The 25,671-nt window shown below is 74.7% G+C and carries 24 protein-coding genes; 12 read left to right on the top strand and 12 right to left on the bottom strand.

What is annotated here, in order from left to right:
* Positions 1–230, bottom strand: a 230-nt coding sequence (locus tag QRT03_RS23020; protein ID WP_286055394.1) for a hypothetical protein, incomplete at its 3' end; no start/stop codon positions are given.
* Positions 231–791: 561 nt separating this feature from the next.
* Here QRT03_RS23020 and QRT03_RS23015 point away from each other — a divergent pair.
* The gene (locus tag QRT03_RS23015) at positions 792–2,102 is read left to right on the top strand and encodes a bifunctional o-acetylhomoserine/o-acetylserine sulfhydrylase (RefSeq protein ID WP_286055393.1); all 1,311 of its coding nucleotides are present in this window, start codon (positions 792–794) and stop codon (positions 2,100–2,102) included.
* A gap of 5 nt (positions 2,103–2,107) precedes the next feature.
* Positions 2,108–3,310: a homoserine O-acetyltransferase MetX gene (gene metX / locus QRT03_RS23010; protein ID WP_286055418.1), complete on the top strand. Its 1,203-nt coding sequence runs from the start codon at positions 2,108–2,110 to the stop codon at positions 3,308–3,310.
* On the opposite strand, the gene QRT03_RS23005 is transcribed toward metX, so the two are convergent.
* Positions 3,261–3,683: an ArsR/SmtB family transcription factor gene (locus QRT03_RS23005; protein ID WP_345783277.1), complete on the bottom strand. Its 423-nt coding sequence runs from the start codon at positions 3,681–3,683 to the stop codon at positions 3,261–3,263. The genes metX and QRT03_RS23005 overlap by 50 nt on opposite strands.
* A gap of 148 nt (positions 3,684–3,831) precedes the next feature.
* Between QRT03_RS23005 and QRT03_RS23000 the strand changes: the two genes are divergently transcribed.
* The 3 genes from QRT03_RS23000 to QRT03_RS22990 all read left to right on the top strand — a co-directional run bounded on the left by QRT03_RS23000 (position 3,832) and on the right by QRT03_RS22990 (position 6,444).
* Complete coding sequence (locus tag QRT03_RS23000; RefSeq protein ID WP_286055392.1) at positions 3,832–4,584, top strand: esterase/lipase family protein; 753 nt, start codon at positions 3,832–3,834, stop codon at positions 4,582–4,584.
* Between the two features lie 24 nt (positions 4,585–4,608).
* Positions 4,609–5,505: an oxidoreductase gene (locus tag QRT03_RS22995; protein ID WP_286055391.1), complete on the top strand. Its 897-nt coding sequence runs from the start codon at positions 4,609–4,611 to the stop codon at positions 5,503–5,505.
* A gap of 78 nt (positions 5,506–5,583) precedes the next feature.
* Positions 5,584–6,444: a PaaI family thioesterase gene (locus QRT03_RS22990; protein ID WP_286055390.1), complete on the top strand. Its 861-nt coding sequence runs from the start codon at positions 5,584–5,586 to the stop codon at positions 6,442–6,444.
* A gap of 10 nt (positions 6,445–6,454) precedes the next feature.
* Here QRT03_RS22990 and QRT03_RS22985 read toward each other — a convergent pair whose 3' ends face one another.
* Positions 6,455–7,129, bottom strand: a complete 675-nt coding sequence (locus tag QRT03_RS22985; protein ID WP_286055389.1) for a VC0807 family protein — start codon at positions 7,127–7,129, stop codon at positions 6,455–6,457.
* A gap of 38 nt (positions 7,130–7,167) precedes the next feature.
* On the opposite strand from QRT03_RS22985, the gene QRT03_RS22980 reads away from it, so the two are divergent.
* The 7 genes from QRT03_RS22980 to QRT03_RS22950 all read left to right on the top strand — a co-directional run bounded on the left by QRT03_RS22980 (position 7,168) and on the right by QRT03_RS22950 (position 13,658).
* A complete protein-coding gene (locus tag QRT03_RS22980) occupies positions 7,168–8,028 on the top strand; it encodes a PaaX family transcriptional regulator C-terminal domain-containing protein (RefSeq protein ID WP_286055388.1) in 861 nt (286 codons plus the stop codon).
* Positions 8,029–8,090: 62 nt separating this feature from the next.
* Positions 8,091–9,281, top strand: a complete 1,191-nt coding sequence (locus QRT03_RS22975; protein ID WP_286055387.1) for an LLM class flavin-dependent oxidoreductase — start codon at positions 8,091–8,093, stop codon at positions 9,279–9,281.
* Positions 9,282–9,301: 20 nt separating this feature from the next.
* Complete coding sequence (locus QRT03_RS22970) at positions 9,302–9,610, top strand: hypothetical protein (protein ID WP_286055386.1); 309 nt, start codon at positions 9,302–9,304, stop codon at positions 9,608–9,610.
* 82 nt (positions 9,611–9,692) lie between these two features.
* Positions 9,693–10,976 (top strand): precorrin-6y C5,15-methyltransferase (decarboxylating) subunit CbiE, encoded by a 1,284-nt coding sequence (gene cbiE, locus QRT03_RS22965; protein WP_286055385.1) that lies wholly within the window; start codon positions 9,693–9,695, stop codon positions 10,974–10,976.
* A complete protein-coding gene (cobM, locus tag QRT03_RS22960) occupies positions 10,973–11,716 on the top strand; it encodes a precorrin-4 C(11)-methyltransferase (RefSeq protein ID WP_286055384.1) in 744 nt (247 codons plus the stop codon). Before cbiE ends, cobM begins: the two co-directional genes overlap by 4 nt.
* Before the next feature lie 83 nt (positions 11,717–11,799).
* Entirely contained in the window at positions 11,800–12,522 is a 723-nt protein-coding gene (locus QRT03_RS22955; RefSeq protein WP_286055383.1) for a cobalt-precorrin-6A reductase, read from the top strand.
* 41 nt (positions 12,523–12,563) lie between these two features.
* Complete coding sequence (locus tag QRT03_RS22950; protein ID WP_286055382.1) at positions 12,564–13,658, top strand: LLM class flavin-dependent oxidoreductase; 1,095 nt, start codon at positions 12,564–12,566, stop codon at positions 13,656–13,658.
* Between the two features lie 471 nt (positions 13,659–14,129).
* Here QRT03_RS22950 and QRT03_RS22945 read toward each other — a convergent pair whose 3' ends face one another.
* The 9 genes from QRT03_RS22945 to QRT03_RS22905 are packed head-to-tail and all read right to left on the bottom strand — an operon-like array spanning position 14,130 to position 25,621.
* A complete protein-coding gene (locus tag QRT03_RS22945) occupies positions 14,130–15,341 on the bottom strand; it encodes an MFS transporter (protein WP_286055381.1) in 1,212 nt (403 codons plus the stop codon).
* A 4-nt stretch (positions 15,342–15,345) separates the two neighbouring features.
* Positions 15,346–16,008, bottom strand: a complete 663-nt coding sequence (locus QRT03_RS22940; protein WP_286055380.1) for a hypothetical protein — start codon at positions 16,006–16,008, stop codon at positions 15,346–15,348.
* Positions 16,009–16,058: 50 nt separating this feature from the next.
* On the bottom strand, positions 16,059–16,805 hold the full coding sequence (locus tag QRT03_RS22935; RefSeq protein ID WP_286055379.1) for a MerR family transcriptional regulator: 747 nt from the start codon (positions 16,803–16,805) through the stop codon (positions 16,059–16,061).
* Positions 16,806–16,838: 33 nt separating this feature from the next.
* Positions 16,839–17,408 carry a TetR/AcrR family transcriptional regulator gene (locus tag QRT03_RS22930; RefSeq protein WP_286055378.1) on the bottom strand — a complete coding sequence of 190 codons (570 nt, stop codon included), beginning with the start codon at positions 17,406–17,408 and terminating at the stop codon, positions 16,839–16,841.
* Positions 17,405–20,545 (bottom strand): carboxyl transferase domain-containing protein, encoded by a 3,141-nt coding sequence (locus tag QRT03_RS22925; RefSeq protein ID WP_286055377.1) that lies wholly within the window; start codon positions 20,543–20,545, stop codon positions 17,405–17,407. The genes QRT03_RS22930 and QRT03_RS22925 overlap by 4 nt, the downstream gene beginning before the upstream one ends.
* Positions 20,546–20,559: 14 nt before the next feature.
* Positions 20,560–22,134 (bottom strand): AMP-binding protein, encoded by a 1,575-nt coding sequence (locus tag QRT03_RS22920; protein WP_286055376.1) that lies wholly within the window; start codon positions 22,132–22,134, stop codon positions 20,560–20,562.
* Between the two features lie 21 nt (positions 22,135–22,155).
* Positions 22,156–23,691, bottom strand: coding sequence for a precorrin-2 C(20)-methyltransferase (locus tag QRT03_RS22915; RefSeq protein ID WP_286055375.1), 1,536 nt, complete (start codon positions 23,689–23,691; stop codon positions 22,156–22,158).
* A complete protein-coding gene (locus tag QRT03_RS22910; RefSeq protein ID WP_425604885.1) occupies positions 23,688–24,380 on the bottom strand; it encodes a precorrin-8X methylmutase in 693 nt (230 codons plus the stop codon). Before QRT03_RS22910 ends, QRT03_RS22915 begins: the two co-directional genes overlap by 4 nt.
* A complete protein-coding gene (locus QRT03_RS22905) occupies positions 24,377–25,621 on the bottom strand; it encodes a hypothetical protein (RefSeq protein ID WP_286055374.1) in 1,245 nt (414 codons plus the stop codon). The genes QRT03_RS22910 and QRT03_RS22905 overlap by 4 nt, the downstream gene beginning before the upstream one ends.
* Positions 25,622–25,671 lie beyond the last annotated feature (50 nt).

Raw genomic sequence — 25,671 nt, 5'->3', positions numbered from 1 at the left:
TCCGCCATCTCCGCCAGCGCTGCACTGGACGCCCGCGAGAGCCCGTCCTCGTCCCGGTCGGCCTCGCCGTGTTCCAGGCCCGGCACCGTCCACGACGTCTCCTCCGGGCGCGGTGGCAGCCCGAAGACTCTGGCCAGGCGCTCGGGGGGTTCCCCGGGTGGTGGTGGCCGGTCGGCGCGCGTGAACCACGACCCCTTGCTGGGGTCGAAGGTCCACACTGCTGCCGTCACGAACCCATCGTCGAACATGTGTTCGAGAAGATCAAGAGCCGTTCGGAGCAACTTGCGTGGTCCACGAGAGCCTCCTGGACGACGGGTCAGGCGCGTGCCGTGCGACACCTGGAATCTCCGTGAGTGGCCCTGTTCGGCCCCATCGGTCAGGGCTAGACAGGGCGACGACCCGGGCGTGGGACACGAATGGGGAGCCGAGATCGTCAGGGCGGTGTCGGCAGCGGGAGGCCGGGTGGCGGTCGGCATGCACCCAAAGCGCGACGCCCCGCTGATTAGCGTCGGCGAGGGCGCCGCTGGCGACGACCCGGGCCGAACGGGTCGGTAGGGCTCCCGGGGCGGGCCGACTCCTGGCATGTCGATCACACGAGGGCGGGGGTCGGTTGCCGAGTTCCGGGCGGACCAGGAAGGATCGCGCCGTGCTCCACACCGCCGTGCTCGAGCCCCTGCGTGACGAGTTCTGGCCGAGTCGCCGCCTCGACGCGTTCGACGAGTTCTGTCGTCGCTGAGACGCTCACCGACCCGCCGTCCGAGAACCCGCCCACGCACAGGAGAGACAACGCCATGAGCACCCCCGAGGCCAACTGGTCGTTCGAGACCAAGCAGATCCACTCCGGCGCGCAGCCCGACCCGGCCACGAACGCCCGGGCCACGCCGATCTACCAGACGACGTCGTACGTCTTCCGCGACACCCAGCACGGCTCGGACCTGTTCTCGCTGGCCGAGCCGGGCAACATCTACACGCGGATCATGAACCCGACCAACGACGTGCTCGAGCAGCGCGTCGCCGCGCTCGAGGGCGGGGTGGCCGCGCTCGCCTTCGCGTCGGGCAGTGCCGCCACGACGGCCGCCATCCTGACGATCGCGGAGTCGGGCGACCACTTCGTCTCCAGCCCGAGCCTCTACGGCGGCACGTACAACCTGTTCCACTACACGCTGCCCAAGATGGGCATCGAGGTCTCGTTCGTCGAGGACCAGGACGACCTCGAGCAGTGGCGCAACGCGGTCCGCCCGAACACCAAGCTGTTCTTCGCCGAGACGCTGCCGAACCCGGGCAACAACGTCCTCGACATCCGCGGGGTCGCCGACACCGCCCACGAGGCCGGCGTCCCGCTGCTCGTCGACAACACCGTGCCCACCCCGTACCTGGTGCGCCCGATCGAGCACGGTGCCGACGTCGTCATCCACTCCGCCACGAAGTTCCTCGGCGGGCACGGCACCTCGATCGCGGGGCTGGTCGTCGACGGCGGCACCTTCGCCTTCGGGGAGCACGGCGACCGCTTCCCGGGCTTCACCGAGCCCGACCCGAGCTACCACGGCCTGAAGTTCTGGGAGGCCCTCGGCCCGGGCGCGTTCGCCGCGAAGATGCGGGTGCAGCACCTGCGCGACACGGGGGCGGCGCTCAGCCCCTTCAACGCCTTCCTGATCATCCAGGGCATCGAGACCCTATCGCTGCGCATGGACCGGCACGTGGCCAACGCCCAGGCGATCGCGGAGTGGCTGGAGTCCCGCGACGAGGTCGAGCAGGTCTGGTACGCGGGCCTGGAGTCCAGCCCGTGGCACGCCGCCCAGCAGCGCTACCTGCCTCGCGGCGCCGGCAGCATCGTCGCGTTCGAGCTGCGCGGCGGCGTCGACGCGGGACGCGCCTTCGTCGACGGCACCAGCCTGCACTCCCAGCTGGCCAACATCGGCGACGTCCGCAGCCTCATCGTCCACCCGGCGTCGACCACCCACAGCCAGCTCTCCGAGCCCGAGCAGCGCTCCAGCGGCGTCACGCCGGGGCTCGTGCGGCTCTCGGTCGGCATCGAGAACCTCGAGGACATCCGGGCCGACCTCGAGGCGGGCTTCACCGCGGCGAAGTCGACGACTGCGTGACCCAGCTGTTGCCCGGCGGTGTGCCGGCCGGGTCGCCGGGGCCCGGTCCCGACAGTGCCGGCGACCCACCGACCCAGGTCCCGGTTCTCCCTCCCGCCACGGGTGCGTGGCGGGAGGGGGACCCGGTCGGCGACCGCCGGTTCGTGACGCTGCCCGACCCGCTCCCGCTGGAGAGCGGGTCGGCGCTCCCGGACGTCACGGTGGCCTACGAGAGCTGGGGCACCTTCGACGGCTCGAACGCCGTGCTGGTGCTGCACGCCCTGACCGGCGACTCGCACGTCGTCGGCCCGACCGGGCTCGGGCACCCGACCCCGGGCTGGTGGGCGGGGATCATCGGGCCCGGCCGGGCGATCGACACCGATCGCTGGTTCGTCGTCGCCCCCAACGTCCTCGGCGGCTGCCAGGGCACGACGGGCCCGGCGTCGACCGCCCCGGACGGCCGGGCGTGGGGATCGCGCTTCCCGCGCACGAGCGTGCGCGACCAGGTGGCGCTCGAGGTCCGGCTCGCCGACCAGCTCGGCATCGGGGCGTGGGCGGCCGTCCTCGGTGGCTCGATGGGGGGCATGCGCGCCGTCGAGTGGGCCGTCACGCACCCCGACCGCGTGGAGCGGCTGCTGCTCCTCGCGTGCTGCGCCGCCGCCTCGGCCGATCAGATCGCGTGGGCGTCACCGCAGCTCGCGGCGATCCGCGAGGACCCGAACTGGTGCGGCGGGGACTACCACGAGCGCGAGCGCGGGCAGGGTCCGCACCTCGGCCTCGGGGTGGCCCGGCGCATCGCCCACGCGACCTACCGCACCGCCGAGGAACTCGACACCCGCTTCGGCCGGCGCCCACAGCCGGGGGAGGACCCCTACGACGCGGCCGCCCCCGGGCGGTTCGCCGTGGAGTCCTACCTCGACCACCACGCCGAGAAGCTCGTGCACCGGTTCGACGCCGGGTCCTACGTCGCGCTCACCTCCGCGATGAACGGCCACGACGTGTCCCGGGACCGCGGGTCACTGGCCGATGCCCTCGGTCGGGTCACGGCGCGCACCGTCGTCGCCGGCTCGACGTCCGACCGGCTCTACCCGCTCTCGCAGCAGGAGGAGCTGGCGGCGCTCATCCCGGGCGCCGGGCCGGTGGAACGGATCGAGTCGCCGTACGGCCACGACGCGTTCCTCATCGAGACGACGCGCCTCGCGGAGATCCTGTCGCCCCTGATGGACTGAGCGCCTCGAACGGCTCGACCGACCCGGCGTCGTGGATGCGGTCCAGGAGATCCTTCACGACGGCGTCCGCGAGCCGGTAGCGCACGACGCGCCCGTCCCGGTGCGCGCTGACCAGGTTCTGCGCCCGCAGCAGACGCAGGGCCTGGCTCGTCGTGGAGTCCTTCAGCCCGGCCGCGAGCGCGAGGTCGGACACGCAGATCTCGCCGACCTCGTGGATGCACAGCAGCAGCGTCAGCCGCGTCGGGTCGGCCAGCAGCGCGAACCGGGACACCCAGCCGTGCATCGTCGCCGCGTCGGGCAGCGCCTCGACGGCCGCGCAGACACGGTGGTCGCCGTCGACGCCGATCGCGTCCGGATCCCCGGTGAGGTGCACGGGCGGAGTATTTCACGGGCGGTGCGCGCCGGGGGCGCATCCCGTTCCGAGCGAGCGGCACCCTCGCGCGCCTAGAGGCAGCGAGAGTGCCGTTCGCTCGCATCGTGGAGGGCCGCCCAGCCGTCGCGAACCGGTAGCGTGCTCGCCCGTGGTGGCACCGGTGCAGCGGGTCGAGCTCCGCTCCGCTCCGTCTCCGGTCGTGCCCCCGTTCCGGGGGAACCTGCTCGGTGAGGCGCGCTGGCAGCTCGAACTCGCGGGCCTGCTGCTCAGCGGGATCCATCGGGGCGAGGGCGTGCGGCCCGGGGACGGCGACCCGGTACTCGCGGTCCCCGGCTTCCTCGCGGGCGACACCTCGCTCGCGGTGCTGCGGGCGTGGCTGCGCCGGTGCGGGTACCGGGCCTACCGCTCCGGGATCGCGTGGAACGTCGACTGCTCCGAGGCCGCCGTCCGGCGCCTGGACCGGCGGCTCGCCGACGTGGCCGCGCGGGCCGGGCGGCCGGTGACCGTGATCGGGCACAGCCGGGGCGGTCTGCTCGCGCACGCGGTGGCGGTCCGGCGGCCGAACCGGGTCCGGCGGGTCATCACGCTGGGCAGCCCGCTCTCCTCGCCGTTCGACGCGTCCGTGCTGACCCTCGCCGCGGTCGGCGGCGCGCGACTCGGCCAGAACCTGCTGCGCCCCGCCCGTCCGCAGTGCCTCACGGTGGGCTGCCCGTGCGCCTTCGGCGCCGACCTGCGGGCGCCGAACCCGGTGCCCGTCACCAGCATCCGGACCGTCGAGGACGGGATCGTCCGGCCGGAGTCGTGTGTGGTCGACGGCGCCGAGAACGTCGCGGTGCGGGGGAGTCACGTCGGGTTGTGCGTGAACTCCGACGTCTACCGCGAGATCGCACGTCTGCTCTGACTACCACGGGGTAATCCACCTGCCATGGCACCGTGGACCTCCGCCGACATCCCCGACCAGTCCGGCCGCACCTTCGTCGTCACCGGCGCGAACTCCGGCCTCGGCCTCGCCGCGGCCGAGCAGCTCGTGGCGCACGGCGCGCACGTCGTGCTCGCGGTCCGCAACACCGACAAGGGTGAGCAGGCCGCGGCACGGATCGCGGCCGACGGCGGGCCGGGCACCACCGCGGTGGAGGAGCTCGACCTCGCCGACCTGGCCTCGGTGCGCAAGTTCGCCGCGCGCCTCGACGGCCCCGTCGACGTGCTGATCAACAACGCCGGGCTCATGGCGATCCCGTTCCAGCGCACCGCGGACGGGTTCGAGATGCAGTTCGGCACCAACGTGCTGGGCCACGTCGCGCTCACCGGGCTGCTGCTCGACCGCCTCACCGACCGCGTCGTGACCCTGTCCAGCCAGGCGCACCGCCTCGGCTCGATCCGGCTCGACGACCTGAACTGGGAGCGTCGCCGCTACCAGCGCTGGCTCGCCTACGGCCAGTCCAAGCTCGCGGACCTGATGTTCGCCTACGAGCTCGAGCGCCGCTTCGTCGCCGCCGGGTCGTCGCTGCGCTCGATGGCCGCCCACCCCGGCTACAGCGCGACCAACCTGCAGTCGCGCACGGAGTCGTTCCAGGACGCCGTCATGGGCGCGCTCAACCGGGTCGTCGCCCAGGGCCCGGAGATGGGCGCCCTGCCCGAGCTCCACGCGGCGACGGTCCCCGACCTGCCCGGCGGCGTCTACATCGGGCCGGACGGACCGGCGGAGTCGTGGGGGCACCCGATCCCGGTGGGATCGACGGCGGCCTCGCACGACCGCGAGGTGCAGAAGGCCCTCGTGCGCGCCTGTGAGGAGCTGACCGGTGTGACGATCGCCGTGCCCTGACACGGCCGTTCGGGGGACGAACCTCCCGAATGCCTGCCCGACCGCCGCGCGGGCTGCTCGATTGGGCATGATCGGCCCGTGAACGATCGGGCCGAGCGCGGCGACGGGGAGTCCGGCGACCCGCATGACGGTTCGGTCTCGGACGACCCGACACCCCTCGCGGTGCTGCGCCGGCTCGTCGACGAGGAGGCGCCGCTCGCGTCGATCCACGCCGCCACGCACGCCCGGCTCACCCACGTCGAGCGCGGGCGGTGCGAGGCGCGGATGCCGACGGTGATCGGCGACGGCCTGCTCGAGTCGGTGCTGATCCTGGCGGACTTCGTCCTCGGGGTCGCCTACTCGAGCTCGCTGCGGGCGGGCGACCGCATCGTCACCGTGCGCCTGGGCGTGCAGTTGATCGGCCGGCCGTTGCCCGGCGAGGAGCTGGGCGCGACCGGCACGTTGGACGACAGCCGCAGCGGGGTCGGGCTGAGCTCCGCGACGATCACCGATCGGGAGGGTCGGACCGTAGCCCGCTGCGTCGGGCGCAACGCGGTGCTGACCGACGGTCTGGCCGAGCAGTACGGCCGGACCGCGCCGGCCTGGGCCGCCCGGCCCACGGCGTGGCGCATGCTCATGCCGCACCGCGGCGAGAACCCGACCCGCGACGGCACCACGATGATCGCCCACCCCGACCGGTGGACCGCCAACGCCGTCGGGGTCGTGCAGGGCGGGGCACTGGCAGGGCTCGCCGCCCGGGGTCTCTCGCACGCCCTGGACGTGCTCCCCGACGACTTCACGATCACCTACGTCCGGTCGGTGCGTGCCGGCGAGGGCCCGGTGCGGTGCCGGGTGGTGGTCGAGCACGCGGGCCGCCGGCTCCGGGCCGGACGCGCGGAGCTGGTCGACGACCACGGCAAGCTGCTCGCCTCGGCGGCGGGGTCGTCCTTCCGGCACTGAGCCGGTGGTCCTACGCCGGGCGGGCCACCGGGGTCCCGTCGCCCTCCCCGGCAGCGGCGGCCGCCGCACGCGCGGCCCCGGCCCGGGCGGATGCGCGGCCCCACAGGACCGTCGCGACGATCAGCACCCCGAGCACGACGGCGGGCACGACGGCGTTGACCACGACCATCGTCGGGACCGACAGCCGGTACGTCAGCACGATCCGCACGACGGCCTCGGCCAGCAGACCGAGCCCCCACATCGCCGTCATGCCGCGCTGCGTGCGTCGGAAGCCCTCGAGCTGCCACAACCCGTTCCACCAGGCGATCCGCTCCGGGTCCCCGTTGGTGGCGAACCGGCGGCCGAACAGGAACATGACCGGGCGCGGGGCGAGCAGGCTGCCGAGGAACACCAGGCCGACCAGGCCGGTCACCGCGGACTCCTTGAGCAGCAGCAGCCGGGGGTCGTCGAACAGCAACGACGTCAGCACACCGATCGCCAGCAGCGTCAGGATGAAGACGCTGAACTCGTCGACCCGGCCGCGGACCGCGATCGACAGCAGGGTGCTCAGGGCCGGCCCGATCGCGGAGAGCAGCAGCGCCGGGACGTCACCGAGCCCGGCACCGCTCGCGACGTCGTAGACGACGATCGGCGCGGCGATGTCGAGGACGGCCATCGACACCCACGGAAGGATCTTCGCCAGCATCACGGTGCTCCCGATGTGTGACAGAATCGGTCCCGATCGTGAGTGAGAACGTACACCGACGCCAGGGGTCACCGGCAGCCCTGGTCGCGTCGCTCTTCGGGATCGCCGGGCGCTCCGTGCTGCCCGGGCCCGCCGTGGTCGCCCTCCTCGGCGACCTCGGGCTGGCACCGGCCGCGGCGCGGCGGGCGCTGGCCCGGATGCGCGAGGCGGGGCAGCTCACGACCGTGCGGCGCGGCCGTGTCGTCGACCACCATCTCGCGGGCGCCTTCGGGGCCTCCGTGCTGCGGCTGCGCGACGACCGGGGCCGGGCGCCGTCCTGGGACGGCGCCTTCCACGCGCTGCTCCACCAGGTCCCCGAGTCCGCCCGGCCCTACCGCGACCGGCTGCGGCGGGCCGCGGTCCTGGTCGGCTACGGGCCGTGGCAGCCGGGGGTGCTGATCAGCCCGGTCGACCGGTCGGCGGCGCTGCGCGACGTGCTCGCCGACGCGCCCCCGGAGGCGACCGTCGTCCTGGGGCGTCTCCGTCCCGACGACGGGTCGGTGCCGGCCGTGGCCGGCGAGGGGCCGCCGTCGGGCACCGCGCTCGCCGCCGCCATGGCCCGCCGCGCGTGGACGCTGGACGAGCTGGCCGACGACCTCCGGGTCCACGTCGCCCGGCTCACGGCGCTGACGGACAGCCCGGTGCCGACGGACGGCGCGGACGCGCTGCGCCGACTGTCCGACGGCACCGGCCCGGTCTACGTCGACCTGCTCCGCGACCCCGGGCTGCCCACGGAGCTGCTGCCCGACGACTGGCCCGGCGACGACCTGCGACGACAGCTGGGGAGGGTCGTGGAGGCGTTCCTGCCGACCGTCGTCGCCCACGTCCACGGCCGGATCGCGGGGCGGGACGAGGCATAGACACAAGCGGAGTGACGTGCATAACGTGACGGGGCTGACACTCGACGTGGAGGAGTCCCCCCGTGAGCAGGCTGCGTTTCGGCACGTTCCTCGCCCCGTTCCACCGCGCCGGGGAGAACCCGACGCTCGCCCTCCAGCGCGACCTGGAGCTGGTCGAGCACCTCGACCGGCTCGGCGTCGACGAGGCGTGGATCGGCGAACACCACTCCGCCGGCAGCGAGATCATCGCCTCGCCCGAGATCTTCATCGCCGCGGCGGCGGAGCGCACGAAGCGCATCAAGCTGGGCACCGGCGTCACGTCGGCCAGCTACCACAACCCGCTCTGGGTGGCCGACCGCATGGTCCTGCTCGACCACCTCACCCGCGGCCGCACCATGCTCGGCGTCGGTCCCGGTTCGCTGCCCAGCGACTCGGCGATGATCGGCCTGAACCCGACCGACACGCGCGAACTCCTCGACGTCAACCTCGACATCATCATGCGGCTGCTCGCCGGTGAGGTCGTGACGGAGCAGACCAAGACGCACAACCTGGTCGAGGCCCGCCTGCAGCTGCGGCCCTACACCGAGCCGTGCTTCGACATCGCGGTCGCCGCCGTCGCGTCCCCGACGGGGCCGCGCATGGCCGGCCGACACGGTGTCGGCCTGCTGTCCATCGGCGCGACGCTGAGCCAGGACGGCTTCGACGCCCTGGCCCACCACTGGGACGTCGTGAAGGAGCGCGCGTCGCACTACGGGCAGCCGGAGCCGGACCGGTCGAAGTGGCGTCTCGTCGGCCTCATGCACATCGCGGAGACCAAGGAGCAGGCCTACCGCGACGTCGAGTACGGCATCGAGTCGTGGTTCCGGTACTTCCAGAAGACGGCCGCGTTCCCGCAGATGGCGGTCGAGGGCGGCGACGTCAAGGAGATGATCGACTTCATCAACGAGGCCGGCATCGGCGCGATCGGCACCCCGGACGACGCGAAGGCCCAGGTCCAGCGCCTCGCCGACCAGTCGGGCGGCTTCGGCGCGATGCTGCTCCTCGGCCACGAGTGGGCCAACCCGGAGGCCACCCGCCGGTCCTGGGAACTCATCGCCCAGAACGTCATGCCGCACTTCCAGGGCACGACCTGGGGCGGGGTCTCGCACGCCGAGTCCACCCAGGCGGCCAAGGAGCGCGCGGGCCTCAAGCGCGACGAGTACGCGGCCACCCAGCTGACCGCCGTCGAGCACATGACCCAGAAGTACGCCGACGAGGTGGCGTCGAAGGGCTGAACCCGTGCCACGCTCACCGCGTGGACCCTTTCGTGGACGCCCTCGAGGCACCCGGCGTCGAGCGGCGCGTCATGTTCGGTCGGGACGCGCTGCTCGTCGACCGGCACGTCTACGCCTTCCTCGACGGCGGGGACGGCACGGACGGCGTACGCCTGGCGCTCCGGCTCCCGCCCGCCGACGCCGCCGAGCTGCTGGCCACCGGGGACGGGCGGACGCCGGTCATGGGGAAGCGGTCGATGGAGGGCTGGGTGTCGGTCCCTGTCGAGGGCGACCGCACGCCGTTGATCACCGCCGCCCGGGAGCACGTGCGGGCGCACTACGCGTCGTGAGGCTGTGGCGCGGACGTCACCGGTGACACGTCGGTGAGCCGTTAGGGTGGCGTCCCGTGCCCCGACGCCCCCGCGAGCTCCCGTGAGCGTCACCGTCGTCGGCATCGGCGCCGACGGGTGGCCCGGTCTGGCCGCCCCGGCCCGCACGGCCTGCGAGAAGGCCGCCGTCGTCCTCGGCGCCCCGCGGCAGCTGGACCTGCTGCCCGACGCCGTCACCGCGCGGCGCGAGGAGTGGCCCGCCCCGCTGATGCCGTCGCTGCCCGGTCTGCTCGACCGCCTCGGCGGCGACGAGCTGGTCGTCCTCGCCTCCGGGGACCCGATGTTCTTCGGCATCGGCACGAGCGTGCTGCGCCTGCGCCCGGACGCGACCGTCGTCCCGCACCCGTCGTCGGTCGCCCTCGCCTGCGGGCGTCTCGGCTGGGCGGAGCAGGACGTCGTGGTCCTGTCCGCCGTCGGGCGTCCGCTCGACGCGGTGCGCGCGGCCCTGGCGCCGCGTCGGCGGCTGCTCGTCCTCGCCGACTCCGGTGCACTGCCCGGCCGGCTCGCGGCCCTGCTCGTCGGCGCCGGCTACGGCGCTGCCCGGCTCACCGTCCTGGGCTCGCTCGGCGCGGAGCACGAGACCCGCGTCGACGGGGTCGCGGCGTCCTGGAACGCCCCCGACGGCGACCCGCTCGCCATCGTCGCGGTCGACTGCCCCGCCCTTCCCGACGACGGGTTGCTCGGCCGGGCCCCCGGCCTCCCCGACGACGCCTACGCCCACGACGGCCAGCTCACGAAGGCCGAGATGCGCGCCCTGTCCGTCGCCGCCCTGCGTCCGCTGCCCGGCCAGCTGCTGTGGGACGTCGGCGGGGGAGCGGGGTCGATCGGCATCGAGTGGTGCCGCGCCGAGCCGACGGCCCGGGCGATCGCCGTCGAGTCCCGCGAGGACCGGGCCGCTCGGATCACCGCGAACGCGACCACGCTCGGCGTCCCGAACGTGCGGGTGGTCCCCGGTCGGGCCCCCGAGGTGCTGGCCGGGCTGGAAGCACCGGACGCGGTGTTCGTCGGGGGCGGGGTGTCGGCGCCCGGGATGCTCGACGCGTGCCGCCGGGCGCTGCGACCGGGCGGGCGGCTCGTGGCGAACGCGGTGACGATGGAGGGCGAGGCGGCCCTCGCCGCGGCCCGCACCGAGTACGGCGGGGAGATCCGCCGGATCGCGGTGTCGCGGGGCCGGCCCGTCGGGCGCTACCTCGGGTGGAAGGCCCTCGCCCCGGTGACGCAGTGGGTGCTGCACGTGGGCTCCCGGGACGGCACACCGCCCACGTCCGACGGCGGGGACATCGGCGACGTCCCACCGCCCACCCCACCCCCGTGGAGGCAGCAGTGACCGTCCGCTTCGTCGGAGCCGGCCCCGGGGCCGCGGACCTCATCACCGTGCGGGGCCTCCGGGCGATCGCGACGAGCCCGGTCTGCCTCTACGCCGGCTCCCTGGTGCCGGAGGACCTGCTCGCCCAGTGCCCGCCGCACGCCCACCGGGTCGACACCGCGCGCCTGACCCTCGACGAGATCGTCGCCGAACTCGTCGCCGCCGACGCGGCGGGCCACGACGTCGCCCGCCTGTGCTCCGGGGACCCGGCCGTGTTCTCCGCGGTCGCCGAGCAGACCCGCCGTCTCGACGAGGCCGGGATCGCCTGGGAGATCGTCCCCGGGGTGCCCGCGTTCGCCGCGGCGGCCGCCGCCCTGCGCACCGAGCTCACCGTGCCCGGCGTCGGGCAGTCCGTGGTCCTCACGCGCGACGCCGCGAACGCCACCCCCATGCCCGACGGCGAGTCGCTCGACGTCTGGGCGGCCACCGGCGGGACCCTCGTGCTGCACCTCGCCGTGCAGCGCTGCGCCGAGGTCGTCGAGACCCTACTGCGCCACCGCCCGCCGCACGAGCCGGTCGCCGTCGTGGCCCGGGCCTCGCGCGACGACGAGCTGGTGCTGCGCGGCACGCTCGCCGACATCGCCGCGCAGGTCGACGCGGCCGAGGTGCGCCGGACCGCGGTGATCGTGGTCGGGCCGGTCGTCGGGACCGGCTCCGGCTGCGAGTCGCACCTCTACTCGGCGCAGCGCGTTCGTCCGTGAGCGCGCCCCCCGGATCCTCGAACGGGCCGTTCATCACGCAAGACCGTGATGAATGGCCCGTTCAACGGTCAGGGGGGACACGCGTGCTCGTCCTCGGCGGCACCGCCGAGGCCCGCGAGCTCGCGGACGCCCTGGAGGCCCGCGGCCACGCCGTCACCACCTCGCTCGCCGGCCGCACCCGCGATCCCCGGCTGCCGGCCGGCGCGGTGCGGACCGGCGGGTTCGGCGGGGTCGAGGGGCTCGTCGGGGCGCTCGGGGACGTCGACGCGCTGATCGACGCCACGCACCCCTTCGCCGCGCGGATGACCGAGCACGCCGCCGAGGCCGCCCGCGCGACCGGCACGCCGATGCTGGTCCTGCGGCGCCCGGGCTGGGTCGAGTCGCCCGGCGACCGCTGGATCCGGGTCCCGACGACGGGTGCCGCGGCCGCCGCCCTCGGGCGCGCGGCCCGGGTCTTCCTCGCGATCGGCCGGCAGGGCGTGCACCACTTCGTCGGGCTGGACGCCTGGTTCCTGGTTCGCGCCATCGAGCCGCCGGACGAGCTGCCGGCGCGCGCGGAGCTGATCCTGCGGCGCGGCCCGTTCGAGCTCGACGACGAGCGGGCGCTGCTGCGTGAACACCGCATCGACGTGCTCGTCGCGAAAGACTCCGGCGGGGCCACCGAGGCGAAGCTGGTGGCGGCGCGCGAGGCCGGGGTGCCCGTCGTCCTCGTGGACCGGCCCGCGCTGCCGACCGGAGTGGCCGCGGTCGGCGGCGTCGAGGGCGCGGTGGCGTGGGTGGAACAACCCCGGACCCCGCCCGGTTGAGGCCACTACAGTAGTTGATGCTTCAACATCAGGAGGTCGCCATGCAGTTCGGGGTCTTCACCGTCGGCGACGTCACGCCGGACCCGACGACCGGCCGGGAACCGACCGAGGCCGAGCGCATCGCCTCGATGGTGACGATCGCGCGGAAGGCCGAGGAGGTCGGGCTCGACGTCTTCGCGACCGGCGAGCACCACAACCCGCCGTTCGTCCCCTCGTCGCCGACCACGCTGCTCGGCCACATCGCCGCCCTCACGGAGCGGCTGGTGCTCTCCACGTCCACGACGCTGATCACGACCAACGACCCGGTGAAGATCGCCGAGGACTACGCGATGCTCCAGCACCTCGCGGGTGGGCGGGTCGACCTCATGATGGGGCGCGGCAACACCGGGCCCGTCTACCCGTGGTTCGGCCAGGACATCCGCCAGGGCATCCCGCTGGCGATCGAGAACTACGCGCTCCTGCGGCGGCTGTGGACCGAGGACGTCGTCGACTGGGAGGGCCGCTTCCGGACGCCGCTGCACGGGTTCACCTCGACGCCGCGCCCGCTCGACGGCGTCGCGCCCTTCGTCTGGCACGGCTCGATCCGCTCGCCCGAGATCGCCGAGCAGGCCGCGTTCTACGGTGACGGCTTCTTCCACAACCACATCTTCTGGCCGGCCTCGCACACGAAGCAGATGGTCGAGTTCTACCGCGGCCGCTTCGAGCACCATGGTCACGGCTCGGCCGACCAGGCGATCGTCGGCCTCGGGGGGCAGGTGTTCATGCGGAGGAACTCGCAGGACGCGGTGAACGAGTTCCGGCCGTACTTCGACCGCGCGCCCGTCTACGGCGGCGGGCCCTCGCTGGAGGACTTCTCCCGGCAGACCCCGCTGACGGTCGGCTCGCCGCAGGAGGTCATCGACCGCACCCTGGGCTTCCGCGACTACGTCGGCGACTACCAGCGCCAGCTGTTCCTCATCGACCACGCCGGCCTGCCCCTGAAGACGGTCCTCGAACAGATGGACCTGCTCGGCGAGGAGGTCGTGCCGGTGCTGCGCCGGGAGTTCGCGGGGCTGAAGCCCGCCCACGTCCCGGACGCACCGACGCACGCGTCGCTCGTCTCCGCGCGGGACACCCGGGAGCTGGCCTCGGCCTGACCCACTCCGACGGAACCGTGTCGTGCGGACACGGTTCCGCCGGCACCCCCGACCCGGCGTTGCGGGGGGCACACGGTGATGGGCGGCGGTGCTGCGGCCCTCGGGCGTTGCGTGGCGCACACAGTGCCGACTCCGCTCCTCCGCCGACGAAGATCTCGTTCCGCCGCGCGAAGAGGGGTCGGGACCGAGCGGTCCGCTCGTGGGATCGGGATCTCGGTATCGACACCGGGACGAGCGCTCTCGACCCGGCCGCCCGACATCCCCGGCGAACCCGGTCGCCACGACCTCGCGCCACCGCGCCGACCCGCCCGTGTGTGCCGCGCAACGCGGGTGCGCCGGTGGGCGACCGTGTCCGGCCGTGTGCGCCGCGCAACGCGGATGCGCCGGTGGGCGACCGTGTCCGGCCGTGTGCGCCCCGCAACGCGGGCGGGTCGTCAGCCGGGGGCGCCGCTGACCCCGCGTGGAACCCCGTCACCGCGCCGCGACCGCCGGCTCCAGGTCGCGCAGGGCTCCCGAGCCGGCCACGGCCACCAGCACCACGATCCACACCGCGACCACCGAGAACCCCGCCGCGACCGGCGACCCGGCCTCAGCCACCACCCCCGCGAGGCCGACGCCCGCCGGCGCCGCCACCTGCAACAGGGCGTTCTGCAGGCTCAGGACGCGGCCCCGGGTCGCCTCCGGGGTCCGTTCCGCCTGCAGCACCCCCAGGACCGCGCCGGTCACCGCGTTGCCCACGCCGAGCAGTGCCGCCCCGGCGAGGATCACGGGGGCCGAGACGAGGGTCGCGATGGAGGTCAGACCCGCCGTCGTGCCGAGGAGGGCGACCGCGATCCACACGGACCGGGGGAGTCGCGAGCCCACCGCGGCGAACACCGTCGTCCCGGCCAGCATCCCCACGGCCAGCGCGGTGAGGACGAGGCCGAGCAGGTCGGGCCGGACCACGCTCTCGAAGTACACGGGCAGCACGAGGCCCTGCAGGCCGCCGATGACGACGGCGAGCCCGAGTGTCAGCCCGACCGTCCCGGTCAGGAAGCGGCTGCGCCGCAGCACCCGGAACCCGGCCATTAGCTCGGAGGCGATGGACGGCCGCTCGGTGGGCCGGTCGTCGATCCGGCCGAGCCGGTGGGGGACGGCCAGCGTCAGCAGCGCCGCGGTCGCGGAGGTGGCGGCGGTGAGGAGCAGGACCGTCGTCCCGTCGAACACCGCGAGCAGGGCCCCGGCGGCCGCCGGGCCGATGATCAGCGCCATCGACGTCATGGACTGGCGCAGCCCGATCAGGCGCTCCATGCCGACCCCGGTGTGCCGGGCGAGGGCCGGGGCCAGCACCTGCCGGGCCGTCATGCCGGGGACGTCGCCGAACGCCCCGACGACGGCGAGGGCGATCAGCCAGGCGAGGTCCAGTCCGTGGACCAGCTCGACGACGGGGATCGCGACGACGGCGCCGGCCGAGATGACGTCGGAGGCGACCGAGCAGGTCCGCCGGTTGACGCGGTCGAGCACCAGGCCCGCGCCGAGGCCGACGAGCAGCGCCGGACCGGCCGTCGCCGTCGAGACCAGCCCGACGCTGGCCGGGCTCCCGGTGATCTGCAGGACGATCAGCGGGAGAGCGACCGCGGCGATGCCGTTGCCGAGCAGGCTGAGGAAGTGGGACGCGAGGAAGGCGAGCGCGGTGACGGGCACGGTCTCAGCCCCTCCGCCGCCGGCCCGGCCGCCGGTCGATCAGGAACCGGCTGCGGAAGGTGATGGCGCGTTCGGTGCCGGCGAGGGCGGTGAGGACGCCGACCACGACGAGCCCCGTGGTCGAGAGGTGGAACGGCATCGTGAACGTGCCGACCTGCGCGGCGATCGCGGGGCTGTGCGTGACCGCCTCGAGGCCGCGGCCGAGGGCCAGGAGGCCCCCCACCAGGATCACGACGACCGCGACGGCGCCGACCGCCCAGCTCGCCCGCGGGAAGCGCCGCGCGAGGCGGGCCCGGCGTCCCTCGAGCGAGCCCGGGTGCGGCGTCAGCAGGTGCTCCGCACCGCCGTCGGTGACGAGGTGAGCGCGCTTGACCCCGTACTGGCCGGCCGCGACCTCGACGACCCCGCCGGGGACGGGGAACGTCGCGGGCAGGTTCGCCCGGGCCACCTGGACGCCGTCGCGGTAGAGCGAGGCCGGGCTGCGCCGCGTGGAGCCGTCGGCGCCGGGGCGCAGGTCGACCTCGAAGCGCCCGCCGTCGGGGCCCGGGAGGTCGACCGCGAACACCGAGCGGGTGAACAGCTGCCAGAGGCGGAAGGGCGGCAGCGGTGACCCGTCGCCGGGCTTCACCCGGGAGAGCTGCCAGCGGCGCCGGTAGGTCGTGAACATGGTGCCCACGCTCGCCCGTGCCGTCGCGGCACCCTCCAGCGGCGAGTGGCTCAGCTCACATCGGGAGTCGGGGGAGTGGCCCGGGACGCGGCGCCGCGGAGGGCCCGCATGCGCCGGAGGACGTCGAGCTGGGCGGGGTTGAACACCTCCGCCGACACCTGTTCGACGGTCCGCCGGTACCGCCCGCTGTCCGCGCCGCCGAGCTCGCCGATCCCCGGGAAGCGCTCCCGGAGCACGACCAGGTCGTCCGCCATGCGCCGGGCGAGGTCCTCGCGGGCGGCCTCGTCCGCGTCGGCGGTGAGGGCGTCGAAGTCGTCGTCGGACGGCGACCGTGCTTCCGGGCTCATCAGCTGGGCGTACAGCTCCCGCTCGTCGTCGGCCAGGAGGCGGCCCATCACCGAGGCGAAGCGGCGGTCGGCGTCGGAGATGGGCCCCGTCGCGGCGTCGGCGAACTCCGCGGGCAGGTCGGTGGGAAGGCGCCGGGAGAGCATCTCCGCGACCTCGGCGCGGACCTCCTGCAGTCGCTCGATCTGCGCGGCGAGATCCGCGTCCAGCGCGCGCAGGGCCTCCTCGGGGTGTTCGTCGGCGTCGCCGAGCTCGGCGATCTGCGTCAGACCGAACCCGAGGTCGACCAGCCGCTTGATCCGGAGCAGGCGGATCAGGTGGCTGACGCCGTACTGCTTGTAGCCGTTCGACCGGCGGTCGGGCTCCGGCAGCAGCCCGACCTGGTGGTAGTGACGGACGCTGCGCAGGCTGGTGCCCGCCAGGTCGGCGATCTCCCGGGTGCTCCAGGCCACCGGCTCATCCGACCACGATCGGTCCATACCGCGTCAAGGGGACGCCCCGAGCCCGCCCAGCGCGAGGTACGCGGCGACCGCGGCCTCGACCAGGTCGTCGCGGGCCGACGGGTCGGCGTCGATCCGCTCCGCGAAGCGCCGGACGATCCCGGTGATCGCCTCGGAGACGTGCTCGGGCGCCAGCACCGGCGCCGCCCGGCCGGTGGCCGCCAGCCGGGCGAGGAAGCGGGCGTTCCGCCGGTGCACCCGGTCGAGGATCTCGTCCTGCACCGAGGAGTACGCCGGATCGGCCCGGGCCAGCTGGGCCAGGATCTCGAGGACGCGGCGGTGCCGCACCGTCAGGTCGAGGTAGTCGGTGACGGCCCGCCGGGCGATCGACCGCGGGTCGTCGGTGTCCCGGACCTCCTGCGCCGCGAGGACGTCGTCGCGGACCCGGGCGACGAGCGCCGCGACCACGTCGGCCTTCCCGCCGGGGAAGTGGGCGTAGACGGTGGGGCGGGTGACGCCGGCCGCGGTCGCGAGCTCGCCGATCGAGGCGGCGTCCACCCCGCGCCGCGCGAGCACCTCCCCGGCGCCGGCGAGGATGGCCTCGCGCGTGCTCACCGGGTGTCCACGATCGCCCGCCGCGGCGGCAGCGGCCCGTCGGCGGCCTCCAGGGCGGCGATCACGACGGCGGCCGTGTCGGCCGGGTCGATGACGTCGTCGATCTCGAACACCTCGGCCGCCGAGAGCGCCTTGCCCTGCTCGTAGAGCGCGGCCACGAGCTCGTCGTAGCGGGCCCGGCGCGACCCGTCGTCGGGAAGTGCCGCGAGCTCCTTGGCGTACCCGAGCCGGACCGCGCCCTCCAGCCCCATCCCGCCGAACTCGCCGCTGGGCCACGCCACCGTCGTCACCGGGATCCGCATCGACCCGCCGGCCATCGCCATCGCCCCCAGCCCGTACGCCTTGCGGAGCACGACGCACACCACCGGCACCCGGAGGTTCGCCCCGGCGACGAACATCCGGGAGAACCGCCGGACCGTCGCGGTCGCCTCGGCGTCCGGACCGACCATGAAGCCCGGGGTGTCGCACAGCGAGACCACCGGGAGCCCGCGGAAGTCGCAGAGCTGCAGGAACCGGGCCGCCTTCTCCGCGGCCTCGGCGTCGATCGCGCCCCCGAGGTGGCGCGGGTCGTTGGCCAGCACTCCGACCCCGCGGCCCCCGATCCGCGCGAACGCCGTCACGATCCCGACCCCGTACCGCGGCCGCAGCTCCAGCAGCGACCCGGTGTCGACGAGCCCCGCCACGGCGTCGCGCACGTCGTACACGCGCAGGCGGTTCTCCGGGACGACGTGGCGGAGCACCCGACCGTCGGGTCGCTCGCCCGGGACCGCGCGGTCGAGGGCGAGATACCGCCGGGCCACGGCGACGGCGGCAGCCTCGTCGTCCACCAGCACGTCGACCACGCCGTTGGGCACCTGGACGGAGGTCGGCCCGACGTCGTGCGGCTCCACCTCGCCCAGCCCGCCGCCCGCGATCATCGCCGGGCCGCCCATGCCGAGGTTCGCGCCCTCGACGGCGACGACGAGGTCCGCGCAGCCGGCGAGCGCGGCGTTGCCGGCGAAGCAGTAGCCGGCGACCACGGCCACCGTCGGGACCCGGCCGGAGAGCCGCGCGAACAGGGCGAACGTGGGGACGTCGAGCTGGGCGACGGCGATCGTGTCGGTCTCGCCCGGCCGACCGCCGCCGCCCTCGGCGAACAGGACGACGGGCAGGTCGTGCTCGAGCGCCAGCTCCAGGGCACGGTCGGTCTTGGCGTGCGAGAGGACGCCCTGGGTGCCGGCGAGGACGGTGTAGTCGTAGGCCAGCACGACGACCCGGCGCCCGTCGACCGCGCCGATCCCGGTGACGATCCCGTCGGCCGGCGTCTTCTCCCGCAGCTCGGCGAGCGAGCGCCGGGCCCGCTGTGCCGCGACCGCGAACGCGCCGTACTCGACGAAGGTCCCGTCGTCGCAGAGGTCGTCGACGTTCTCGCGTGCGGTTCGCCGGCCCTGGTCCCGACGGCGGGTGACCGCGGCCGGGCGGGCCTCGTCGGTGGTGAGGCGGCGCCGGTCGCCGACCTCGGCGAGGTCGGGGCGGACGTGATCGGGGTCGACCGTCGCGTCGACGGCCTCACCGGTGGTGGCGTCGCCCGGCTCGAGGACCGCGAGCACGTCGCCCTCGGCCACGACGTCCCCGACCGCGACCGCCACCTCGAGCACCGTCCCGGCCGTCGGCGCCGCCACGACGTGCTCCATCTTCATCGCCTCGAGCACGACGACGGGTGCACCGGCTGCCACAGCGGAGCCGGCATCCGCCTCGATCGCGACGACGGTCCCGGCGGTGATCGCGGTGAGTGCCTCGCCCTGCGTGAGGGGAACCCTCATGTCAGGAGAAGGCTCGGATCCTCCCCTCACGATCTCCGGGAGCAGCCGCTCGACGAGCCCCGTGTCCGGCGTGAGCACCTCCGGGCGGGCGAGGAGCGCCCGCAGCACCGGGATCGTCGTCGGGACCCCGTCGAGGTCGAAGGCGCCGAGGGCCCGCTCGAGGTGGGCGAGGGCGGTGGCCAGGTCGGCGTCGTGCACCACGACCTTGGCGAGCAGCGAGTCGTACCGCGGGTCGACCGTGAGCCCGACGGCGCCGTGGGTGTCCACCCGCAGCCCGCGTCCCGAGGGCGGGGTGAAGCGGGTCAGCGTGCCGCCCCCGGCGCGGACGGAGGCGTCCGCGCCGAGCGTCTCGGCGTTCACCCGGGCCTGGACGGCGACGCCGCGGGGGACGTCATTCAGGGCGAGATCGGCCAGCCGGGCGCCGTCGGCGACGCGCAGGGACGCCGCCACCAGGTCGACGCCGAGGACCTCCTCGGTCACCGTGTGCTCGACCTGCAGGCGCGGGTTCACCTCGAGGAACGCGATCTCCGCGCCCGCGACGAGGAACTCGACGGTCGCGAGGCCGCGCAGTCCCGCACCGAGATCACGGGCGTGGCCGTGGAGCCGGGCCCGGACCTCGTCGGGGAGGTTCGGCGCCGGAGCGATCTCGACCATCTTCTGGTGGCGGCGCTGCAGGCTGCAGTCGCGGTCGGCGAGGACGACGACGTCGTGCCCGTCGCCGAGCAGCTGGACCTCCACGTGCCGCGCGCCCTCGAGGTAGCGCTCGACGAACACCCGGTCGTCGCCGAACGCGGCCCGGGCCTCCGCGGCGGCCGAGCGCCGCGCCTCGTCGAGACCCGTCCGGTCCCGGACGACCCGCATGCCCCGCCCGCCGCCCCCGGCCACGGCCTTCACGACGACGGGGGTGCTCCCGTCGTCGTCGAGGACCGGCACGCCGAGCTCCGCGGCCCGAGTGCGCGCGAGTCCCTTGTCGCCGAAGAGCTCGAGGATCTCCGGTGTCGGCCCGACGAACGTGATCCCGGCGTCCTCGCACGCCCGCGCGAGCGCCGGGTTCTCGGAGAGGAACCCGTAGCCCGGGTGCACGGCGTCGGCGCCGGCCTCCTTCGCAGCCGCGACGACCGCCTCGACGTCGAGGTACGCGGCCGGTCCGGTGCCGGGGAGCACCTGCGGTGCAAGCAATGCGTCACTGCTGTCACTGGACGCCAGGAAAGCCACACCGTCGGGTGCGGGCTCGTCGGACGCCCGCACGCGCACGGCCTCCAGCCCCAGGGCCGCGACGGCGTCGGAGATGCGGACGGCGATCTCGCCACGGTTGGCGATCAGGACGCGGCGCACGTCGGCTGTTCCTCCTAGGAGTGGCGGGTCACGCGGATGCCGGCGGCCTCGCGGTCCCAGGTCGTCGGGCCGATCCCGGCGTCGCGGAGCAGGTTCTTCTGCACCTTGTGGGTCGGGGTCTTCGGCAGGGCGTCGGCGATCTCGACGTAGCGCGGGACCATGAAGTACGGCAGGCGGTCGACGAGGAACGCGATCAGCTCGGCGGGGTCGAGCTCCGTGTCCGGCTGCGGCACGACGACGACCTTGATCTCGTCCTCGGTCAGGTCCGAGGGCACGGCGACCACCGCGCTCTCGTAGATCGCCGGGTGCTCGTTGACGGTGCGCTCGACCTCGAAGCTGGAGACGTTCTCGCCGCGGCGGCGCAGCGCGTCCTTCATGCGGTCGCAGAAGAAGAAGCGGCCGGCGTCGTCGGTGCGGAAGGCGTCGCCGGTGTGCAGCCAGCCGTCGCGGACCACGCGGGCGGTCTCCTCCGGCCGACCGTGGTAGCCGGCCATGACGGTGTGCGGCACCTGCGGGCGGACGAGCAGCTCGCCGATCTCGCCGGGAGCGACGTCGCGGCCGTCGACGTCGACCAGCCGCAGGTCGTAGCCCTCGCGCGGGAACCCGGCCTCGCCCCCGACCACGGTCTCCGGCGGCCCGTCGAGCACGGCCCCGATCTCGCTCATGCCGTACACGGCGGCGAGGTCGACGCCGAAACGGCGGCGGAAGGTGGCGACGTCGCTCGCGAGCGGCGCCATGATCGCGAGCTCGAGGGGGTTGTCGGCGTCGTGGGGCGCCGGGGCGCGCTGGGCGAGCAGCTCGGCCATCGCGCCCAGCAGCACCGTCACCGTGATCCCGTGCTCGCGCACCGTCGGCCAGAACCCGGTGACCGAGAAGCCGGGTTCGAGCACGCACGGGATCGCGTGGATCAGGGACTGGTAGACGCCGTACCACTGCCCGGCGAGGTGGAAGACCGGCAGCGTCACCAGCGCCCGGTCGCCGCGGTGCGGCCGTTCCTGGTGCTCGCGGCTCGCGTAGGTGTAGGCGTGCGCGTGCGGGATCAGCACGCCCTTGGACAGGCCCGTCGTGCCCGAGGTGTACATGATCGCGTGCAGGTCCCCGGGGCCGCGACGGACGGGGCTCGCGGGGGCGTCGAGGTCGTCCAGGGGCACCACCCGGAACCGGCCGGGCGGCAGGGCGTCGCCGGGGTCGCCACGCACGACGACGGTCCGCAGCGCCGGGACCTCGTCCGCGATCCGGGCGAGCCGGTCCAGGTAGTGCGCCTCGACGACGAGGGTCTCCGCACCGCAGTCGCGCAGGACGTGGGCGAGGAACGTGCCCTTGTAGGCGGTGTTCACCGGCACCTCGACGCCGCCCGCGAGCACGACCCCGAGCCACACGTGCACCGCGTCCAGCGAGTTGTCGAGCAGCAGGGCGACCGGCCGGTCCGCCCGCACCCCGAGCCCGCCGGCCAGGCGGAGCGACCGCTCGTACGCCCCGGCGAGCGTCCACGTGCCGGCGCGGTCGGTCTGGGTGACCGCGTCCCCGACGTCGAGGGCCCGCTCGACGGCGGCCAGCAGGGTCCGGTCCTCGAGAGCGGGCAGCACCACGCCCGAGACTTTACAGCGGTGTCAAGTCGCGGGCGTCCACCGTCGCGGCGAGAACACCCGGTCGGCGACCCACCGGGTCTGCGACGAGCCGATGATCAGCAGGGTCCGCATGTCGATCTCGGTGGGCTCCAGGGCCGCCAGCTCGACGACCCGCACGGACTCCTCCGGCCCGTCGACGTCCCGGCCGATGATCACCGGCGTGGTCTCGTCGCGGTACTTGAGCAGGATCTCCTTCGCCGCCTCGACCTGCCACGTCCGGGAGCGGGACGCCGGGTTGTACAGCGCGATCACCATGTCCGCGTCGGCCACGGCGGCCAGCCGGCGCTCCACGACCTCCCACGACTTGAGGCGGTCGGACAGGCTGATCGTCGCGTAGTCGTGGCCCAGCGGGGCGCCGATCCGCGCCGCGACGGCGTGCGCCGCGGTGACGCCGGGCAGCACCCGCACCTCGACGTCGGGGTAGTCCTCCGCCGCCACCTCGACGACCGCCGAGGCCATCGCGAACACGCCGGGGTCGCCGGAGGAGACGACCGCGACCCGCCGTCCGGAACGGGCCAGGTCCAGCGCGAACGCCGCCCGCTCGGCCTCGACCTTGTTGTCCGACCCGTGCACGCGCTGCCGCGGGTTCACCGGCACGCGCGCGACGTAGGTCGTGTAGCCGACGACGTCATCGGCCTCGGCGAGGGCGGTGAACGCCTCGGGCGTCAGCCGGTCGCGGCGGCCCGGCCCGAGCCCGACGACGGTGACGCGGCCGGTCGTTGCGGCGTTCGTGCCGTCCGACGTCAGCATGGCCGCACTGCTGACACCGGAGGCGGCCAGCCCGTCCGCCCGCGCCTGCTCCGTCGTCGCCACGTGGACCCGCGAGGGCACGATCCCGACGCTGAAGTACGGCACCGACGCCTCGTCGACGTCCTCCAGGCGGGCCCGACGCTCCTCGGGCTGGCTGGCGCGCTCGACGTAGTGCGCCTCCTCGGCGCGGCCGGCGCGGCGCAGCGCGGTCCGCACCCCGGTGAACGTCCGGCCCAGCTTCATGACGGCGGCCGCGTCGGTGTCGGCGAGGCGCCGGGCGAGCTCGTCGGGCGGCAGCGTGCCGGGCAGCACCGTCAGGACCTCGTCGCGCTCCACCAGCGGCGTGCCCAGGGCGGCGGCGGCCGCGGCCACGCTCGTCACGCCGGGGACGACGGTCGCCTCGTAGCGGTGCGCCAGCCGCTTGTGCAGGTGCATGTAGGAGCCGTAGAAGAACGGGTCGCCCTCGGCGAGCACGACGACGTCGCGCCCGGCGTCGAGGTGCGCGGCCAGGCGGGTGGCGGCGTCGGTGTAGAACGCGTCGATGCGGCCCTGGTAGTCGTCGGTGTCCTCGGTGGTCACCGGGTAGGTCAGCGCCTCCTCGATCTGACCGACGAGGTACTCCGCGGCGATCCGCCGGGCGTTCGACCGGCCGTGGCGCGCGCAGTGGTAGGCGACGACGTCGGCCCCGCGGATGAGGTCGACCGCCTTCACCGTCATCAACGACGGGTCCCCGGGGCCGACGCCCACGCCGAACAGGCGGCCCGTCACGCGCGGGTCCCCAGCGCCAGTGCGTTCACCGCGCCCACCGTCATCGCCGAGCCTCCCCGCCGACCGTGCACCACGACGTGCTCCAGCCCGGCCGGGTGGCCGGCGAGCGCCGCCTTCGACTCCATGGCCCCCACGAACCCGACCGGCAGCCCCAGCACGACGGCGGGTCGCGGCGCGCCCGCCTCGATCAGCTCCAGCAGCCGGAACAGCGCCGTCGGGGCGTTGCCGATCGCGACGACGGCGCCCTCGAGCAGCGGCAACCACAGGTCCAGGGCGGCGGCGGAGCGGGTCGTGCCGAGGGCGGCGGCCTTCGCCGGGACGTCCGGGTCGTTCAGCGTGCACACCACGTCGTTGCCCGCGGGCAGGAACCGCCGCGTGATCCCGGAGGCGACCATCATCGCGTCGCACAGCACCGGTGCTCCCGCCCGGAGCGCGGTGTGCGCGGCCGCGACGGCGCCGGAGGAGACCTCGGTGTCCGCGCCGAGGTCCGTCATGCCGCAGGAGTGGATCATGCGGACGACGAGGTCGTGGGCGTCGTCGGGCAGGTGCCCCAGCTCGGCCTCGGCGCGGATGATCGCGAACGACCGCCGGTAGATCTCGTCCCCGTCGACCACGTGCGCCGGGATCGCCCGGGAGTCCGGCTCGTGGATCACACCGCTCCGTGCGGGGGCCGCATTGCCCGAGGTCATCCGGTCACCTTCCCCGAGCGGACCACCGTCCGGTAGCTCGCGCGTCCTTGATCACGTCCCTCGGTCGCCTCCACGACGGCGACTCGTCCACCCGGCGTCCCGCACGCGCGCGAACAGCCCACCCAGTGCTGGTGGACGAGCCCGCCGACGTGCCCCGAGGCCACGGCGGCGGCCAGGTCACCGCGCACGTCCGACAGCGACTTCCGGCACCGCGGCGCCCCGACGCACGCCGAGACACCGCGCCATCGCGAGACCGGGTCGGTCTCCACCAGGCCCGCGAGGCGCTGCTCCGCGTCCGCGGGCCCGTCGCGCAGCACGAGCGTGCGCCAGGGGGTCGCGCGCAGCGTCGCGCCGCGGTCCATCAGCTCCAGCAGCGCGACCGCCGTCGCGAGGTCGACCTCGCCGAGCCGGGGGAGGACCTCCAGGGTGGTCCCGTCGGGTCCCAGGCGCGTCGGGTCCGCCGGTCCCGGCTCCAGGAGGTTCCCGACGGCGGGGGTGGTGCGGTCGCGGAGGTCGGCGAGCAGCGCGGTGCGCGCCGCGTCGTCCAGCTCCCGCACCCGCCAGGCCGACCCGCGGTGGGTGGTGAACGCGTCGACGGCGGCCAGCGCGAGGGCGGCGGGGTCGTCGGCGCGGAGGCCGGTGTCGGTGCCGTCGAGCAGGAGCGCGGCCCCGTCGTCGAGAGGACCCTCATCGGGGTCGGGAGGGGTCCGCGAGCCCGATGAGGGACCGTTGACCACGACGGCGATGTCCGCGCCCTGCCCGCTGACGTCTCCCACTCCTCGCGTGAGGGGAACCCTCGTGCCACCAGAGCGCTCGGATCCTCCCCTCACGGCCCGGTCCTCGATCGCGACCAGCAGCCGCCCGGGCACGTCCGTCCGACCTCGGAGGGCCGCCGCCACCGTGCCCGCCACCGGGTCGACGCGTGCCGACCGCGGGGACGCGATGATGCTGCACGGGACGTCGCGGCCGCGGGCGTCGACGAGGGCGTCGGGGCGGTCGGAGCGCAGCGCGTCGGCGAGGTCGTCGGCGGTGCTTCCGGCGAGGCCGCGCACCTGCCAGGATCCCCGGGAGGTCAGCTCGATCGGGGAACCGCCCGCCGCGGCCGCGCCCGCCAGCAGGCGGAGCTCGTCCGCGGTGGTCGCCCCGCCGACCGGCCGGAACCGTGCGAGCGCACCGTCGGCGGCGTCGTGCCGACGCCAGGCGCCGGGGCAGGCGTCGGGGCGGGAGCGGGTGCGGGGCATCGGCCACACACTACGGCCGATGACACACGGTGTGCGCAGATGATGAGATG

This window comes from Actinomycetospora termitidis (genome assembly GCF_030286555.1).
GTDB lineage: Bacteria > Actinomycetota > Actinomycetes > Mycobacteriales > Pseudonocardiaceae > Actinomycetospora > Actinomycetospora termitidis.
The sequence above is the reverse complement of the archived record's forward strand: the minus strand, read 5'-3'. Positions and strand labels throughout refer to the sequence as shown.